The organism is Capnocytophaga sp. oral taxon 323 (genome assembly GCF_001278825.1).
Lineage (GTDB): Bacteria > Bacteroidota > Bacteroidia > Flavobacteriales > Flavobacteriaceae > Capnocytophaga > Capnocytophaga ochracea.
Genome location: NZ_CP012589.1, coordinates 213171 through 229956, shown reverse-complemented (window position 1 = coordinate 229956; position 16786 = coordinate 213171). Strand labels below are relative to the sequence as shown.

The following is a 16786-nucleotide window of genomic DNA, read 5'->3' as shown; positions in this document are numbered from 1 at the left end:
ATCTATTTTATACTTGTATCACACCCAAATTAAACGCTCTTTCAATAGGGGCGTTGTTGGCAGCTTCTATACCCATTGCTATCCATTGGCGGGTTTCTAATGGGTCTATAATGGCATCCGTCCAAAGGCGAGCAGCGGCGTAGTAGGGTGATATCTGCTCGTCGTATTGCTCTTTGATATGAGTAAAAAGCACGGCTTCTTTTTCAGGGGTAAGTTCCTCTCCTTTTTTCCTTAGGTTGGCAGTTTCTATCTGCAAGAGTACTTTAGCAGCTTGCGTGCCTCCCATTACCGAAATGTTTCCACTGTGCCACGATACGATAAGACGCGGGTCGTAAGCCTTACCGCACATTGCGTAGTTACCAGCCCCATACGAGTTGCCTATCACGACCGTAAATTTAGGCACTACCGAATTAGCAACCGCATTCACAAGTTTAGCCCCATCTTTGATAATCCCTCCGTGCTCTGATTTGGAGCCTACCATAAAACCGGTAACATCTTGCAAGAAGAGCAAGGGAATTTTCTTTTGGTTGCAATTGGCTATAAAGCGGGTCGCCTTGTCGGCACTATCCGAGTAGATTACTCCTCCAAACTGCATTTCCCCTTTCTTAGTTTTTACCACTTTGCGCTGGTTGGCAACAATGCCTACCGCCCAACCCTCAATACGTGCATAGCCTGTGAGAATGGTTTGTCCGTACCCTTCTTTATATTCGTCAAATTCTGAATTGTCTACCAATCGAAGGATAATTTCCTTCATATCATAAGGCTCTGTGCGCAATCTAGGCAAGATACCGTAAATTTCGTTAGGGTCTTTCAGCGGTTTATGAGCTTCAATGCGGTTAAAGCCCGCTTTTTCGACATCGGAAAGTTTAGCCATTGTACGGCGTACACGGTCGAGAGCGTCTTTATCATCGGTTGCTTTGTAGTCGGTTACCCCGCTAATTTCACAATGGGTAGTGGCTCCACCTAAGGTTTCATTGTCGATGTTTTCGCCTATCGCTGCCTTCACTAAATAGCTACCTGCCAAGAAGATACTGCCCGTTTTATCTACTATCAGTGCCTCATCGCTCATTATTGGTAGGTAAGCCCCACCCGCCACACAACTGCCCATTACTACGGCTATTTGGGTGATGCCCATACTACTCATCAGGGCGTTGTTGCGAAAGATGCGACCAAAGTGTTCCTTATCGGGAAAAATCTCGTCCTGCAAAGGCAAGTACACCCCTGCACTATCCACCAAATAGATGATAGGTAATCGGTTCTCCATCGCAATTTCTTGAGCGCGTAGGTTCTTTTTGGCAGTAATAGGAAACCACGCTCCCGCCTTTACAGTAGCGTCGTTAGCTACTACTATACATTGTTTACCAGCCACATAGCCTATCACCACCACTACACCAGCCGAGGGGCAACCGCCGTGTTCTTCGTACATTCCCTCACCGGCAAAAGCGCCTATTTCTATTTGGGGTTTATCGTTGTCTAACAGATATTCTATGCGTTCACGAGCCGAAAGTTTACCTTGGCTATGAAGCTTTTCGAGGTTCTTTTTGCCTCCGCCTTCTTTTACTTTTTTCAAGCGTTTGCGTAGCTGACTAAGGGCTAATTTATTGTAATCTTCGTTTGTATTGAATTGAATGTCCATTGTAATGTTATGAGGGTGCAAAGGTAGGAAATAATTATGAATTACAAATGATGAATGATAAGTAAGAAAATAATACAGAAAATGAATCGTATAGACCTTTTGTATTTTTACATCAGTTCAATATAATAAAGTAGTACTTTTCAATCACTTTTGCGTTGTTACAATCTCCCTCAGAAGGTAGACAACTTTCGTTTTTCATTACTTTTCTTTCGCCTAAACCTCTTTTCATTCTTCACTCTTAACCATTCACTATCAACTACTTATATATCCTTTCTATACCAATCGTCCAAGATTCGTTCAAGCTTCCTATAAGCTCCCTATAAGCTAAGCATACCCATTTACCCTCTATTTTTCACTTTTTAGCCAATTTACTCTTTCCGAACCTCTCCGAAATCTTTCGATAATCCAACTCTCTCAGCTTGCTAACTTAATCACCTGCGTAGCTCGCACTGTCCATTATGCCACAACTGCCCGTACAGCTTACACCTAATTTGCTAATCAAAAAAATTGGCACTAATTTTGTAAAGGTAGAAATAAGGTATATGTTACCTAACTCTAACTAAGAGAGAAATTGTTAAAAATGTTAAATTAAAAAGGAAAACTGTACAACTTTTAAGAAGTTTTTGTACTTTTGTGCCTTAATTTGAAATGAAAAATATGAAGATAAAAGTATTATTTGCGCTATTCTTAGGAGGTTGCTCCTTAGGTTTTTCACAAATAAAAGTATCTCCTGTCGAAATTTATAACACAGTAGTAGATAGAGGATATGAAATACAAGAAGTTGTAGAACGATTAGGCGATTATTACTATGCTAGCAAAGATTATCCTAAAGCGTTCCATTGGTATGAAAAACTGATGAAAGACGGCAACTACTCTCCCCAACCCATCAACCGTTACCGCTATGCAGTGGTATTGCAAGCCTTAGGTAAAAAAGACGAAGCTAAAAAACAATTTAACCTATTTGAGGTACTCACAAAAAAAGGTGACGCTCCTCAAACTAACCCTACACCAGATTGCTCTCGTGAAATTATAGGCACTGTAACCGATGCCGAAACAGGTGCCAAAATTTCTGGTGCTCAAGTTTATATATTCGATAGTGCTATGGGAGCTCTTTCCAGCAATACAACTGATAGTAAAGGCTCTTTTACTACCAAAAAACTGAACTGTAACTTCCAAAATGGCTTTGTGGAAATCGTAAAAAAAGATTATGATATTGCCGATGTTCCTATCGTTTTTGAGAACAATAACACTCTCAAAAAAACAATATCATTAGCCCCTCACACAATAAGCCTTAACGAGGGCGATGATTTAGCCCCTGTTTTTGCCATTGATAATATTCATTTTAACTACGGAAGAACCAATATCCGATATGACGCCTCTGTGCAATTAGCTAAAATTGTGGCTTTTTTGGAAGCCAATCCTACTGTAAAAATAGCAATTAAAGTGCACACCGATAGCCGAGGAGAAGACGGTTACAATATGAACCTCACCGAAACTCAAGCACAATCTATCTATCAATGGCTTGTAAGCAAAGGTATTTCTCCTAACCGATTAACTGCCAAAGGTTATGGCGAAACGCAATTGGTAAATGGTTGCGAAAACGGAGTGCCTTGTAGCGAAGAAGAACACCAAGCCAATAAACGCGTAGAATTTATTATTATCGAAAAATAAAATACTTTTTTCATTAATTTTCATAGCTTCTACACTTTGTTAAACAGCAAGTTTAGCAAAGTGTAGTTTCTTTGATTTTAAAATTAAAAAAACTTACACAATATGAAAGGAAAATACTTACTCCTATTTTTCGTTTTACTAATCGCTTGTAAAGACGAAAAATCAAATCCTGAAAACAAAGAACCAAAAGCAGGAGCAGGATTAAGAATTGCTACTGCTTATGGAGCTCCTAATGTCGATAAATGGATTGTTAATGCTAAAGCTATGGGTATTAATTGTATGCGATTGACTGATATGATACAAAAAGATAAAGGTCATTTGCAAGATTTAACCAGTGATCCTGAACATAAGTTTGACGAAATGGATAAAAAAGTAGCCAAAATAGTCGCCAGCGGTATGACTTATGTTTTAGATTTATCCTACATACGAAATCAACTCATAAAAGAAGGTATCAACCCTTATTCACCTTCTACCGATTGGACTCCGTATTTAGAAGTTGTTTTAAACAGAACCCCCATAAAGGGATATACTTATAAAAACGACCCTCACCTTGCTTTCATAGCCATAGCAGGCGAGCCTTTTAGTAAATACAATGATAATCCAATAGAGAAAGCGGGTAATAAAGCTAATCTCATTGCCTTCTATAAACGGTTAGCCCTTCAGCTAAAGAGAATGGGAGTAACTCGTCCTATTTCAGCAGGTGCGTTCCTTCATCAAGGCAAAGACGGCTGGGGTACCGATGCCGATTTAGGTTTTAAAGAAATATGGTCGTTGCCCGAGATTGATATCCCCACCATACACGTATACGACGACGACGCTATTAATAGCATTCCCCAATTAGTTGCCTTTTGCCATAGCATTGGTAAACCTTTAGTTATTGAGGAAACAGGAAAAGAATACAAAGGAAATGATGCTGAGAGAGCTAAATGGTTTGAGAAGATTGCCTCTAAAATTAAAGACTCTCAAGCCTTCCCTGATGGTATAGGTTTGTGGAATATAGGCGAAATGAATGGTTTTGATGTTCGTGCCGATGAACACCCTATAACTACCAAAGCTGTACGAGAACTAATGCTATTAACTCAAAGCAAGCTACTAAATTAACAAACAGCTTATTATCGTCTGATTATGACTATTATTATCCCTAAAAACTACTCAACTCCCTACGGAATAATGGATACCGAGCGAGCTATAAAACTAATCAAAGACTCTTTTGAGCAGGCTTTGGCGCGTGCTTTAAACCTCACACGTATTTCGGCTCCTTTATTTGTGAAACGTTCCACAGGTCTTAATGATAACCTCAACGGAATAGAACGCCCTGTTAGCTTCGAAATGAAAGATTACAAAGGTGAAGTGATAGAAATTATCCATTCTCTTGCTAAATGGAAACGTTTAGCCCTGAAACGCTATGGTATTAAAGCAGACGAAGGCATTTATACTGATATGAATGCTATCCGTAGAGATGAAGAATTAGATAATACCCATTCTATTTATGTAGACCAATGGGATTGGGAAAAAGTGATAACTCCCTCTCAGCGCACTTTATCTTATCTCAAACAAACCGTAAAACAGCTATATAATGCCTTTCTCGAAACAGAAGCGCTTTTAGTAAAAGAATATAACAAGTGTAAGGTTTTCCTACCTCGTGAAGTAACATTTATAAGTTCACAAGAATTAGAAGATATGTATCCTAACTTATCACCTTCTGAACGCGAACATAATTTCACCAAAGAAAAAGGAGCTATTTTTATTACTCAAATAGGCAAAACACTTCTTTCAGGAAAAAAACACGACAATAGAGCCCCCGATTATGACGATTGGGAACTCAATGGCGACCTTATTATTTGGAATCCTGTACTAAACAGCGCTTTAGAACTTTCTTCAATGGGTATTCGAGTAAACGAAGCCTCTCTACATTCTCAACTGAAAGCTTCAAAATCAGAAGAACGCGAGAAGTTAGAATATCATCAGATGCTATTACGCGGTGAATTACCCTTAACTATTGGGGGAGGTATCGGTCAATCTCGTATCTGTATGCTACTCTTGCAAAAAGCTCATATCGGTGAAGTACAAGCATCCATATGGACAGATGATATGGTTCAGTTATGCGATAAGAACGGAATTCATTTATTGTAAACGGATATTGTACATATTGAGAAAAGATGTATCTTTGCACCAAAATATAACAAGATAAACTATGAAATGGGAAGGAAGAAGACAAAGTAGCAATGTAGACGATCGTCGCGGAATAAGTGCCAAAGGTGGTCTTATAGCAGGCGGTGGTATCGTAGGTATCATTGTAGTATTGTTACAACTTTTTGGAGGCGAAACAGGACAACAAGTAGCCTCTGTAGTAAATCAAGTAACAGGTAGTAACCAAACTCAACAAGCGGTAGAACGTGTAGAACTTACTGCCGAACAAAAGAAAATAGGTGAATTTACCGCTACAGTACTCGCCGATACCGAAGATGTATGGGATAAAATATTTGCTCAAAATGGCTTAGGAACCTATAAGAAACCTACCTTGGTACTCTTTACCGCTAATGTAAATACAGGCTGTGGAACTGCCTCTTCTGCAGTAGGTCCATTCTATTGTCCTGCTGACCAAAAGCTCTATATGGATATGGATTTCTTTGAAGAACTCAAAACACGCTTCGGAGCTAAAGGTGGCGACTTTGCTATTGCCTACGTAATGGCACACGAGGTAGGGCATCATATCCAAACGCTTTTAGGCACTTCGCAACAAGTACGCCAAAAACAACAAGGGCTCTCCAAAGCAGCTGCCAATAAATGGTCGGTAGCACAAGAATTACAAGCCGATTTCTATGCGGGAGTATGGGCACATCACAACCAAAAATATTTAGATGCCGATGATATTGACGAAGCTCTTAGTGCGGCTAACGCTGTAGGTGATGACGCTATACAAAAACGTATGCAAGGACACGTAGTACCCGATTCATTTACTCACGGTACTTCTGAACAACGCAAATATTGGTTTACCAAAGGGTACAATACTGGAGATATCCGTCAGGGTAATATTCAAACTATTTATGAACAAACAAGTAATCGTTAAGGATTTAGGTAATAAAGACTACAAAGAAACGTGGGACTACCAAGAGTCGCTGTTTGAAGAAATAGTCGCGCAAAAAACAAATAACAAAGCTAATGGCACAACCTTGCCTACTACTAATTATTTCCTTTTTGTAGAACATCCTCACGTATATACACTTGGCAAAAGCGGTCATATAGAGAATCTGCTCATCGATGAAGAAGGACTAAAAAATAAAGGGGCTACTTTTTACAAAATCAATCGTGGTGGAGATATCACCTATCACGGACCTGGACAGATTGTGGGATATCCTATTTTAGATTTAGAAAACTTTTTTACCGATATCCACAAATATTTGCGTTCTTTAGAAGAAGTGATTATCCGTACTCTTTCCGATTATGGTCTCAAAGGCGAACGCAGTGAAGGTGAGACAGGGGTTTGGCTTGATGTAGGAACGCCTTTTGCTCGTAAAATTTGCGCAATGGGAGTCCGTTGTTCTCGTTGGGTAACAATGCACGGTTTTGCCCTAAATGTAAATACTGATTTAGGCTATTTTGATAATATTATCCCTTGTGGTATTCGCGGTAAAGCAGTAACGTCCCTAAATGTAGAATTAGCAAAAGATAAGATGGATACTCAAGAAGTAAAACAACGTATCTTAACTCATTTTAAAGAAATCTTTGAAGCAACATTATAAAGAATAAAAAAGGGAGGTATCAAAATGATAACCTCCCTCCTATTTTATAGAAATATTCTTTTCTTACATTGATATAATAATAAATTCACTACGACGGTTAGCTTGATGTTGTTCTTCAGTGCAAGGCACTCCATTTGAGCAACCATTTACTAATTGCGTTTCTCCATAGCCCTTACCCGTAATCCTATCTTTGTGAATACCGTGAGCTATAAGCCACTTAATAGTTGATTTTGCACGTCTTTGTGACAATGCTAAGTTATAGCTATCAGAACCTCTACTATCAGTATGTAAGCGCACATCTATTTTCATAGTAGGGTATTCTTCCATTACTTTTACTATTTTAGCCAACTGTTCAGCTGCATCAGGACGAATATTAGCTTTATCATAGTCGAAGTATATATTATCTATTTTTAATTCCTTTGATAAATCATCTCCTATTTTTATAGGTTTCTTCTCAACAATAGGAGATAACAATACTTCAGCATATGCGTCTTTTAATCCTGTTAAATTAATATTTTGCTCATCAGAAGAAAAACCTTCCCTTATTGTTTTAATTATTAGTTGTTCATCTTTGCAATTGGAAGTATAAAGAAAACTAAAAGTCCCCTCCTTATCCGAGATTTGTTCTTCTATTAACTTCAATGACTTATCTAATAAAGTAATTTTAGCATCTGCTATTACTTCTAAACTTTTTGCATTTTTAACAACCCCATTAATGGCTTGTTTGCACGAGAACTGTACTGGGGCTTCCTCATAAAAACTATAAATATCATCACTTCCTTTACCTCCTGGTCTGTTTGAAGTAAGATAACCTATTTTAGTATGAGTGTTAATTACATAACAGAAATCATCTTCAGCACTATTGGCAGGGCGACCTACATTCACAGGTTTAGAAATAGGATTGCCTTCCTCATCTAATTTTACGGCATAAATATCTAATCCCCCTAAACCTGGAAAACCATCTGATGAATAATACAATATGTTATCATCTGAAACAAATGGGAAAGACTCTCTACCTTGTGTATTGATAAGTGCTCCTAAATTCTCTGGCTTCCCATAACCGTTTTTCAGTATTTTAGCACGATAAATATCCGATGCTCCAATAGTACCTTTCATATCCGATGCAAAATAAATATATTTGCCATCAGGACTTAAAGCAGGGTGGGCTACACTATGAATATTACTATTAAAAGGCATTTCTTTTACATCTTCCCACTTACCGCTCTTATTTTTAGTAGCTTTAAATATCTTCAACAATACTGTTTCGTCCCCATTAGTCTTTACTTCATTATGAATAAAGTTATTACGAGTAAAATAAATCGTGTTTCCATCTTTGCTAAACGCAGCTGTCGATTCGTTAAACTTAGTATTAATACCATTGAGCCTTCCTTTCTTAGAAACTTGCAAGCTATCAGTAGTTGCCTCATACAAACTATAAAAATTATCGCCTGTCCAATCTGCACGCTTCTTTAAGATACCACCTTTGCTAGTAGCATATACTATATTATTACCATAAAAAGCTGTCCCATACTCTGATTTATTAGTATTAATCTGCAAGGGGTGTAATACCATTCTATCAGAATTTCGCTTAATTTCTGCCTGATAATCTCTATTTTTTTGAAAGAGTACTGCACGCGAATCAGTATTCCCTTTAAGAGCCACAAACTTATCCATCATTTTGTCAGAGGCTTCATAATCTTCAACTGATTTTAAAGTTTGCGCATAACGATAGTAATATTCAGGATTAATATTATAAGGTTTTCCTGTCTTAGCATCAGTATTTGCAAAGAGTTTTGCATACCACTTATTCGCTTGTTTGTAATCGGCATTATAGTAGTAAGCATTAGCCAAATTTTCTAATAGCTCTTGGGTTTCTACTCCTTTACGGGCAATACTTTCATAGGCATTAATAGCCTGTACATAATCCAAGTTCCTGTAATAGTTAGCTGCTTTCTGTAAAGCTTCTTTTTCACTTTGTCCACAAATAGTTTGTGTGAAAGTACTTACAAGAATGGCTAATAAATAGAAAGGTATTTGTTTCTTCATAAATCAATAAAAGGAAAAAATTATAAAAAAGAAGGTTTGTAATATCAACTGGGTAAATAGAAAAATAGGAGTTAATTTATAACTCCTAATCTTTCATTACAATATTTCTATTATTCCATACTTACCACAATAAACTCACTACGGCGGTTAGCTTGATGTTGTTCTTCAGTGCAAGGCACTCCATTTGAGCAACCATTTACTAATTGCGTTTCTCCATAGCCTTTCGCTTTCAATCGCTTGCGGTCAATACCTTGCTTAACTATCCATTCAAGAGTTGATTTAGCTCGACGGTCAGATAAAGCTAAGTTATAAGCATCTGTAGCTCGGCTATCGGTGTGCGAACGAATATCTATCTTCATCTTAGGATATTGTTTCATCACTTCCACAATCTTAGCTAATTCTACCGCTGCATCTGGTCTGATGTTCGACTTGTTTAAATCGAAGTATATTTCTTTTATCTCAAATACTTTAGCTAAATCAGTATCCTTTGAGATAGCTATTTCTCTCGGTTTTAACAAGAACTCGTAGAAGATATCTCCTTCTTTACCCGTTAATACTTTCACTTCTGTGGTTTCATATTTATCTTTTTCAGCTCTTAGGTAATAATATAATTCTTTACAATCCACTTTCTTGAATGCAAAAGTACCATCTCCTTTAGTTCTTTGAGTATCTATCTGTTTCATTGTTCTATCTGATAGTACTATAAGAGCATCTACAATAACGCTTTTTGTATTAGCATCTTTCAGTACTCCTTTCAGCATTTTCTCACAGTCAAAGGATAAAGGTTTCTCTTCATAAAAGCTGTAAATATCATCTTTACCCTTTCCTCCAGCTCTGTTAGAACTTAAAAATCCTATCCTACTGTCACTATCCATTATAAAACAAAAATCATCATCAGCACTATTACCTGGCTTACCTATATTAATAGGTTTTGATACTGTTCCGTCTTCATAAAACTTTACCGCAAAGATATCCAAACCTCCTAATCCTGGAAAACCATCTGATGAGTAATACAACACATTGTTCTTAGAGATAAAAGGGAAAGATTCACGCCCCGACGTATTAATAACATCTCCTAAATTTTCGGGTCTACCGTATTTATTATTTCCTAAAATCTCTACGCGAAAGATATCCGAACTCCCTAAGGTTCCTTTCATATCTGAAGCAAAATAAAGATATTTTTCATCAGGACTCAAGGCTGGGTGTGCCACATTGTATTGGTTACTATTAAATGGCACTTCTACCACATTTCCCCAATCTCCTTTTTCATCTTTCGTTGCTTTAAGTATTTTTAGTAAGATAGTATTTTCTCCATTCGTTCCTATCTTTTTATTTATATAGTTATTACGGGTAAAATACACTGTTTTTCCGTCTTTTGTAAATACAGCCGTAGATTCATTAAACTTTGTATTTAAAGCTGATGAAAAAGGTTTCTTATTACTTAATTCTTGCTTATTGCGGTCTGCCATATACAGGTCATAAAAACCCTCTCCTGTCCATTGTGAAATTCCTCCTTTAGAAGCTCTACCGCTATTAGCTGCTGCAAAAACTATTTTATCACCATAAAAAGCTGTCCCATATTCTGAATATTCGGTATTAATAGCTACTGGGTGTAATTGCAAACGTCCTGAATTACTCTCTATCACTTCCCGATAGTCCTTATTCTCTTCATAAAGTACAGCACGCGTATCATTATTACCTGTAAGCTCAGCAAACTGAGACATTAGCTTATTCGCTTCGTCATATTTCCCTACTGATTTTAGTACTTGTGCATAGCGATAGTAATATTCAGGTTTGATTTTATATTTCTTATTCTCAAATAGCTGTTTGTACCAAGGTAATGCTTTCTTGTATTCGGCATTGTAGTAGTATGAATTACCAAGATTTTCTAATATATCTTGACTCACAAATCCTTTCTTAGCAATGCTTTCATATATTTTTATAGCATCAACATAAGCAAAGTTTTTATACATTTCCTTTGCCTTTTGCAACTCTTTCTCATTCTGGGCAAATAGTACAGATATTCCACAAAATAAGGCTATTATAAAAGTGTATTTTCTCATCAACAATTCAATTTTAAGTAATTTATAAAGGCTTATACTTTCTGTTCTCCTTCCTAACTAAAAGAAACGAGGAGACACTATTTTCTTATAGGTTTTGAGTAGTTCATAACGCAAAAAGATTTCGTGTGAACCTGAGTTATATTTTGATAATTCAGTCGTCTCAAAGTCATAAGCATATCCCGCAAACCAACGTTCGCTTATCTGAAAACCTGCCATTACACTCACTGCTGCCGACCATCTGTAAGCTGCCCCCAACACAAACTTCTCATTAAACATAAAGTTTGCCGATAAGTCCAATTGCAAAGGTGCTCCAAAAGCTATCTTAGAAAGCACTGCGGGTTTGAATTTTGTGTTCTCTGACAAGTTGAACACATAACCACCGATTAAATACATATGCTGCGTATTCTTCAACACAGACACTGAACTCTTGTTGTAATGAGTGGTTTCCAACATATTAGGCACTGAAAACCCTAAATAATACTTATCAGTATACCAATAAATCCCCGCTCCTATATTAGGTGAAAAAACGCTCTCACTGCCCGATAAGTTAGGGTCTGCTTGGTCTTGTTTGTTTAGCTCATCATAATTTATTTGAAATAAGCTACCCGAGCCATTGATACCAAAAGCTAATTTGGAGTTCTCAAAGTTCAAAGTATATGAAAAATCAATCGCTAAATCCGTTTGATTTTGAGGTCCTATACTCTCTCTAAAAATACTTCCTCCCAAACCTACATTGCGTAAGCTCTCCATTGGTTGATGATAACTAATGCTTCCATTAGTGGGAGCTCCTTTGATGCCTACCCATTGGGTACGAAACATACCAAAGAAACTGCCTACCTCTCTAGAGCCTGTATAAGCTGGGTTAAACATCATAGTGTTGTACATATACTGGGTATATTGCGACTCTTGTTGTCCATATACCCCTACACTAAACATTGTTAATACTAAAATAAACGCTTTTTTAATCATTTTTAAACTGTGTATTACTTAACTATTTTTCTTCATTGCTGTTAATCAGGTAGATAGCAAATCTAACTGACTTTTATTTCGGCAAAAGTACAACTTTTTTACATTTCTACCACTTTTTACACAATATTTTATATCTATACCCTTATTATTTTTGTATATACAGCCACCCTATTTGTGTTTCTTTCCGTTGAGTATCGTAATATTCTAACACATAGTAGTAAGTTCCTAAGGGCATTTTATCTCCTTTTAATACGCGAGAAGTATTGTCATATCCTTTTATATCAAACACTTTTTCACCTGCCCGATTGTATACCTTAACTCTATTATTGGGGTAATACTCTATCCCTCTGATATAAAAATAATCATTCTTTCCATCTCCGTTTACTGATAAGCCATTGTAAACAGTAATTTTTTTCAATTCACTTGTTGTTGTAAAAGTATCTGCTTTTACCTCTATTTTGGCTACTGAACTCGTTACAGTGCCACATCTATTGGTTATAGTCACATAATAATACCTCTCCCCTACTGTTTCAGTTGAAGGTGTATAACTATTCGCGTGAGAATCTATTGCCTTACCACCGATATTTGTATTCATAGCACTCTCATACCACTGATACACAGGTGTAGTGGTACCCTTCACTATTACATATAAAGGCGATGGTAAAGCTTTCTGAATATAAACACCTGAGGTAGGTTGTTGTTCGATAGTTAAATAATTCACCTTCAATATTGCTTCCTCAGAGTACTGAACGGTAGCAGTTTTTACGTCCGTATAACTATATTTCACCCTATACTTATTCTCGTTTAAGTCAGCATTGGCAGCATCAAAAACTAAGGTTACTTTATCTCCTCTTCTAACAGAGCCCTTTTCTGTATCTATATCCTTCCATTGGGTGCTTTTATTAGTTAATTCTTGCCACTGATAGTCGATGTTTTTTCCCGTAGCACTTGCTGAGATAAGTTTAGCCTCAGAAGTAAATACAGCTCTTTCTCCATTGCATAACACTTGACTCTCAGGTTGTGTTACAACAACAATATCAGGTGTTACTCCTTTTTCACTTTCTACATTATACACAAGTTGTTGCATATTGCATTCCATTAAATTATCATTACAATTCCTGCCTGCATAAACCTCAACGGTAAAATGTGTCATATCGAAGTTAGTCACTCGGCATTCCAATCGATAAACCATTTCTGCATAGGCTCGTAGCTCACTTAAAGAATAATATTTCTTGCCTTGCACATCTTGGGCTGTGATAACTCTTTGTTCTTTCTGTTTAATAGGGTCTATTGCTAACAATCTCAATACTTCTATACCTTGTATATTGCGGAGCATAAGCCAAATATTATCTACGGGCTCCCTATTCAAATTTTGTAACCTAAAGTCTATAAAAAAGGTCGTGTTATGTATTTTTATATTCTGAGGGGTGATAGACTGCAAAGTAATAGAGCGCTGTCCCCCATAAAGCAAAGTATTCGATGTATTCTGTTTTATAATCTTTGTCTGTCCACTATTAGCATAATGATAATAGAAACCTTCATAGGTTACCCCCATAATTACTAATTGATTATGGTTAAAGGCTTCTTCTTCGCTTGTGCATACTTTTGCTTTACAAGTAGGCTGTACAAAAACTTCTATATACTGAATCTCATCATTTTGTCCCGAAATAATTTCTGGAGGTAAATATCCCTCCGTTCCTTTCTTAGGGTTAGTATAAGTATACACTTTAAAATCCTTATCTTCTTCTGTTGTAAAGCTATCTAACGGAATATGCACTACATTAGTTGCCGTGTTATCTAAATAATGATACGCCACTGGCTTTAGCAAATCATAACCTTTAGGCACTTTTATCTCTATAACCTTTACAAGCCTCTTAGGGCGATATTCATCTTTGAATATTCTATCGGTAGTCTGTTGAATAACACTCTTCCCTGCCTTATTTCGTAAAGGAAATAACATACAATCTTTCATCTTATAGCAAGAATAAACATCTTCATCAGGTATATTTACAATATAAAATACACTTTTACTCTCTTCTCCACAATATAATTCCTCCGTATGATAACCTCTTTCATTTATGGTTTGTTCTTTTGTTCCATCAATTCTATAAAAAAAAGAACCTATCTCTTCTTTTAATTGAGAGGTTAAAGTAACATCTTCGCCAGTACAACTCTCCACTTGATAAGTAACAACAGCAGTAAATTTCTCATCTGCTAAAACTCCTCGAGAAGGTAATGCCTCTGTTAAATTCCACAAGAAATAATTATTTTTATCATCGGTGGCCTGACGAAGGACACCCTGCTTGGCAACCAATGTTATAAGATGTTCTCCTATCTTTAAACTAACCTGTTTAGGCAATAATACCACTGTTTTAGGCACCCGTACATAATAATAAAGATTCTTAGTAGAGCCCCCCAATTGTACACCCTCCGATATTATTTCAATATCGTCTAAGTAAAGTGCTCGCTTGCGGTCTTCTTGTCTCACTTTTGCACGCTTTTGCCGTTTGGTCATTGTATAATCTGTCCAACCATACGAATTTTCAGCCCTTTCTATTGTTGTTGAAAGTGTTTTAGGGGCATTCTCAAAGCACACATCAGGACACTTGGCAACTATCGTCCTTTGTGTACAAATATAGGGTATTTTGCAATAAGTATTATACCTATTCTTATCCATTTGCCAAATTGAATATTGCAAAGAAACCTTGTTTGCCTTACAGGTTGTTAAAATCATATCAAAAGTGATATATCCCCAAACCTCATCTGCTGTGGTATAACTGAATGTTCCTCCCGAAGGGACATCAGGCAGAGTTATTGCAGATGCTACCGAACCCCCATAAGCATCGGCTTTATAAAACTTTATATTCATCATTGCCATTCCTTCGGGTAACAACAGCTCATAACGATACTTCCTTTCTGCTATTTCTTTGTGATGTGATTGTAATTGTTGAATATTGTCTTGTGTAGTTACAGAAGCAGTAAAAGATATTGAAGCCGGTATAGGTTGGTCAAGTGCTAATAAGGTAGGAAATTTTGAAGTGTCCTTCACATCTTTTATTTTTCGTTTAAAAGTATGGTCACTTAATGACTCTTGTTTATGAAAAGAAATACCACACAAGTTATGGTAAGAAAGCTCAGCAATAATACTTACTGCAAATATCCCTTCGGTAGATGATAAACAGGGAATATTATCATTTCTAACTAAATCAAAACGTATTTCTAACTTTTCTTCTGGTGCCAAATCATCTCTTATCCCGTCACCATCTTCATCAGTAAGACCTATATTGCTTTGTCCTAATGCTAAATCCTTAAAACTTTCTAATTCAGCAAAGCTAATGATGCGTTTTCCTAACACACCATCAGGCATTTGTATGGCTTTATCAGGGATAATGATTTCTTTTTTCTCACTATCTATAATACGGAAATTCGTGGGTTTATAAGCCTTAAATTTCACCAAATCCTCTTCTTCATAAAGGGTCAGTTGAAGGTCATAAGCCGTTGCATTCCCTTTATTAATGTATTGTGCAGTAAACATTCCCAAAGTATTTCCACAGAAGCCTTCACTCCATTTAAAATAAGTTGCTGTACTCTGTCGATTTAAAATAACATTAGGTTTTTCATCAGTTGCCACTTGCATTGTAATCGATTGAACAGCACTACTCACTTCATATAATTCCAAAGGATTTTCTCCCCAATAAGCCTCATAACGCACCTCTCCATTGGCTTTACAACCTTTCGCCGTATACTCTTCTGTAATCCAAACTCCTTCCTTCTCTTTTAATCCTTCCGAAATTCGTATCACATACAAATCCTCTCCTCCATTTTGCCCTATATGCTGTGGCACTTTACTTATGGGAGTAAGTACTTTTTTATTGTAAATCATTTTTTGTGTTTTAACCCCTAACGGGTGTTTCACCGAAAAATAAATATCGTTTATGATACCTACTCTTTTTCCTTCTATGGTTTTATTCTCAATACTGAATACTCTCGAATAATCCCCCATAGGATTCTCTTTCACCTTTTGTGTCGTAATTTGCAGATTAGGAGTATTCAAAAAATATTCATTAGATTTTTTAGTAGCAACCGTTACCTCATCAATCATTACCCCCACTTCATCTTGAAGAGATAGATGTGTTTTCAGATAGTTGTACCCTCTTTTAGTAATTCTGCGTTTCACTAAAAGATGTGTTGTACTTCCTGGTCTACTTAGTACAGTAAGCACAGGGTTATTAGGTAAATTTATATCTTTGGGAGTAACTTTTCGTATGGCACTGTTCTTTTCAAGAGTATATCCCGCATATTCAATTCCTTCAGGAAAAGTAAATCTTACATCTATCTTTTCTTTATCTTTAGGAAAAATAATTCTCACGGAAATATAAGTACCTTCTTGAAAACCAGAAGTAGTAAATTTTATATTCTCTGAAATTACAGTTTTTAGTTGCTGTGCTTTAAGAATCTCTGTTGAAGAAAAGAGTATAAGTAGTAGTATTAGAGTAAATACATTTACTGTTCGTTTAAAATCCCACATCATTATTAAGCCTTAAAAAACTTCTTTCTGCACGGCAAAATTAGGTCTTCACCCATAAAAACACAAGATTTTTAACATTTATTTTTTATCAGTGCCTAATAAATATATTATTCATCTATAATAGCTGTCA

The 16786-nt window shown here is 36.5% G+C and carries 10 protein-coding genes; 5 read left to right on the top strand and 5 right to left on the bottom strand.

All coding sequences use genetic code 11. From position 1 onward, the window contains the following. Positions 1 to 7 precede the first annotated feature (7 nt). Positions 8 to 1636 carry an acyl-CoA carboxylase subunit beta gene (locus tag AM608_RS01020; protein ID WP_053580471.1) on the bottom strand — a complete coding sequence of 543 codons (1629 nt, stop codon included), beginning with the start codon at positions 1634 to 1636 and terminating at the stop codon, positions 8 to 10. A 648-nt stretch (positions 1637 to 2284) separates the two neighbouring features. On the opposite strand from AM608_RS01020, the gene AM608_RS01015 reads away from it, so the two are divergent. The 5 genes from AM608_RS01015 (at position 2285) to lipB (ending at position 7050) form a co-directional block, all read left to right on the top strand. After that, positions 2285 to 3307 carry an OmpA family protein gene (locus tag AM608_RS01015; protein WP_053580470.1) on the top strand — a complete coding sequence of 341 codons (1023 nt, stop codon included), beginning with the start codon at positions 2285 to 2287 and terminating at the stop codon, positions 3305 to 3307. A gap of 102 nt (positions 3308 to 3409) precedes the next feature. Then, the gene (locus AM608_RS01010) at positions 3410 to 4408 is read left to right on the top strand and encodes a hypothetical protein (RefSeq protein ID WP_053580469.1); all 999 of its coding nucleotides are present in this window, start codon (positions 3410 to 3412) and stop codon (positions 4406 to 4408) included. A 24-nt stretch (positions 4409 to 4432) separates the two neighbouring features. Next, on the top strand, positions 4433 to 5440 hold the full coding sequence (asnA, locus tag AM608_RS01005; RefSeq protein ID WP_053580468.1) for an aspartate--ammonia ligase: 1008 nt from the start codon (positions 4433 to 4435) through the stop codon (positions 5438 to 5440). Between the two features lie 61 nt (positions 5441 to 5501). Then, entirely contained in the window at positions 5502 to 6377 is an 876-nt protein-coding gene (locus AM608_RS01000; RefSeq protein ID WP_053580467.1) for a neutral zinc metallopeptidase, read from the top strand. After that, positions 6355 to 7050, top strand: coding sequence for a lipoyl(octanoyl) transferase LipB (lipB, locus tag AM608_RS00995; protein WP_053580466.1), 696 nt, complete (start codon positions 6355 to 6357; stop codon positions 7048 to 7050). Before AM608_RS01000 ends, lipB begins: the two co-directional genes overlap by 23 nt. 63 nt (positions 7051 to 7113) lie before the next feature. On the opposite strand, the gene AM608_RS00990 is transcribed toward lipB, so the two are convergent. The 4 genes from AM608_RS00990 to AM608_RS00975 form a co-directional block, all read right to left on the bottom strand. Beyond that, a complete protein-coding gene (locus AM608_RS00990; RefSeq protein WP_053580465.1) occupies positions 7114 to 9096 on the bottom strand; it encodes an OmpA family protein in 1983 nt (660 codons plus the stop codon). A gap of 110 nt (positions 9097 to 9206) precedes the next feature. Next, on the bottom strand, positions 9207 to 11159 hold the full coding sequence (locus AM608_RS00985) for an OmpA family protein (protein WP_053580464.1): 1953 nt from the start codon (positions 11157 to 11159) through the stop codon (positions 9207 to 9209). 57 nt (positions 11160 to 11216) lie between these two features. Next, positions 11217 to 12128: a type IX secretion system membrane protein PorP/SprF gene (locus AM608_RS00980; RefSeq protein ID WP_053580463.1), complete on the bottom strand. Its 912-nt coding sequence runs from the start codon at positions 12126 to 12128 to the stop codon at positions 11217 to 11219. Between the two features lie 145 nt (positions 12129 to 12273). After that, positions 12274 to 16659 (bottom strand): gliding motility-associated C-terminal domain-containing protein, encoded by a 4386-nt coding sequence (locus tag AM608_RS00975; RefSeq protein WP_253273494.1) that lies wholly within the window; start codon positions 16657 to 16659, stop codon positions 12274 to 12276. Positions 16660 to 16786 lie beyond the last annotated feature (127 nt).

Coding starts and splice junctions, on each gene's coding strand:
- lipB (WP_053580466.1), top strand. CDS start 6,355: ATGAACAAACAAGTAATCGTTAAGGATTTAGGTAATAAAGACTACAAA.
- AM608_RS00980 (WP_053580463.1), bottom strand. CDS start 12,128: ATGATTAAAAAAGCGTTTATTTTAGTATTAACAATGTTTAGTGTAGGG.
- AM608_RS00985 (WP_053580464.1), bottom strand. CDS start 11,159: ATGAGAAAATACACTTTTATAATAGCCTTATTTTGTGGAATATCTGTA.
- AM608_RS01010 (WP_053580469.1), top strand. CDS start 3,410: ATGAAAGGAAAATACTTACTCCTATTTTTCGTTTTACTAATCGCTTGT.
- AM608_RS01015 (WP_053580470.1), top strand. CDS start 2,285: ATGAAAAATATGAAGATAAAAGTATTATTTGCGCTATTCTTAGGAGGT.
- asnA (WP_053580468.1), top strand. CDS start 4,433: ATGACTATTATTATCCCTAAAAACTACTCAACTCCCTACGGAATAATG.
- AM608_RS00975 (WP_253273494.1), bottom strand. CDS start 16,659: ATGATGTGGGATTTTAAACGAACAGTAAATGTATTTACTCTAATACTA.
- AM608_RS00990 (WP_053580465.1), bottom strand. CDS start 9,096: ATGAAGAAACAAATACCTTTCTATTTATTAGCCATTCTTGTAAGTACT.
- AM608_RS01020 (WP_053580471.1), bottom strand. CDS start 1,636: ATGGACATTCAATTCAATACAAACGAAGATTACAATAAATTAGCCCTT.
- AM608_RS01000 (WP_053580467.1), top strand. CDS start 5,502: ATGAAATGGGAAGGAAGAAGACAAAGTAGCAATGTAGACGATCGTCGC.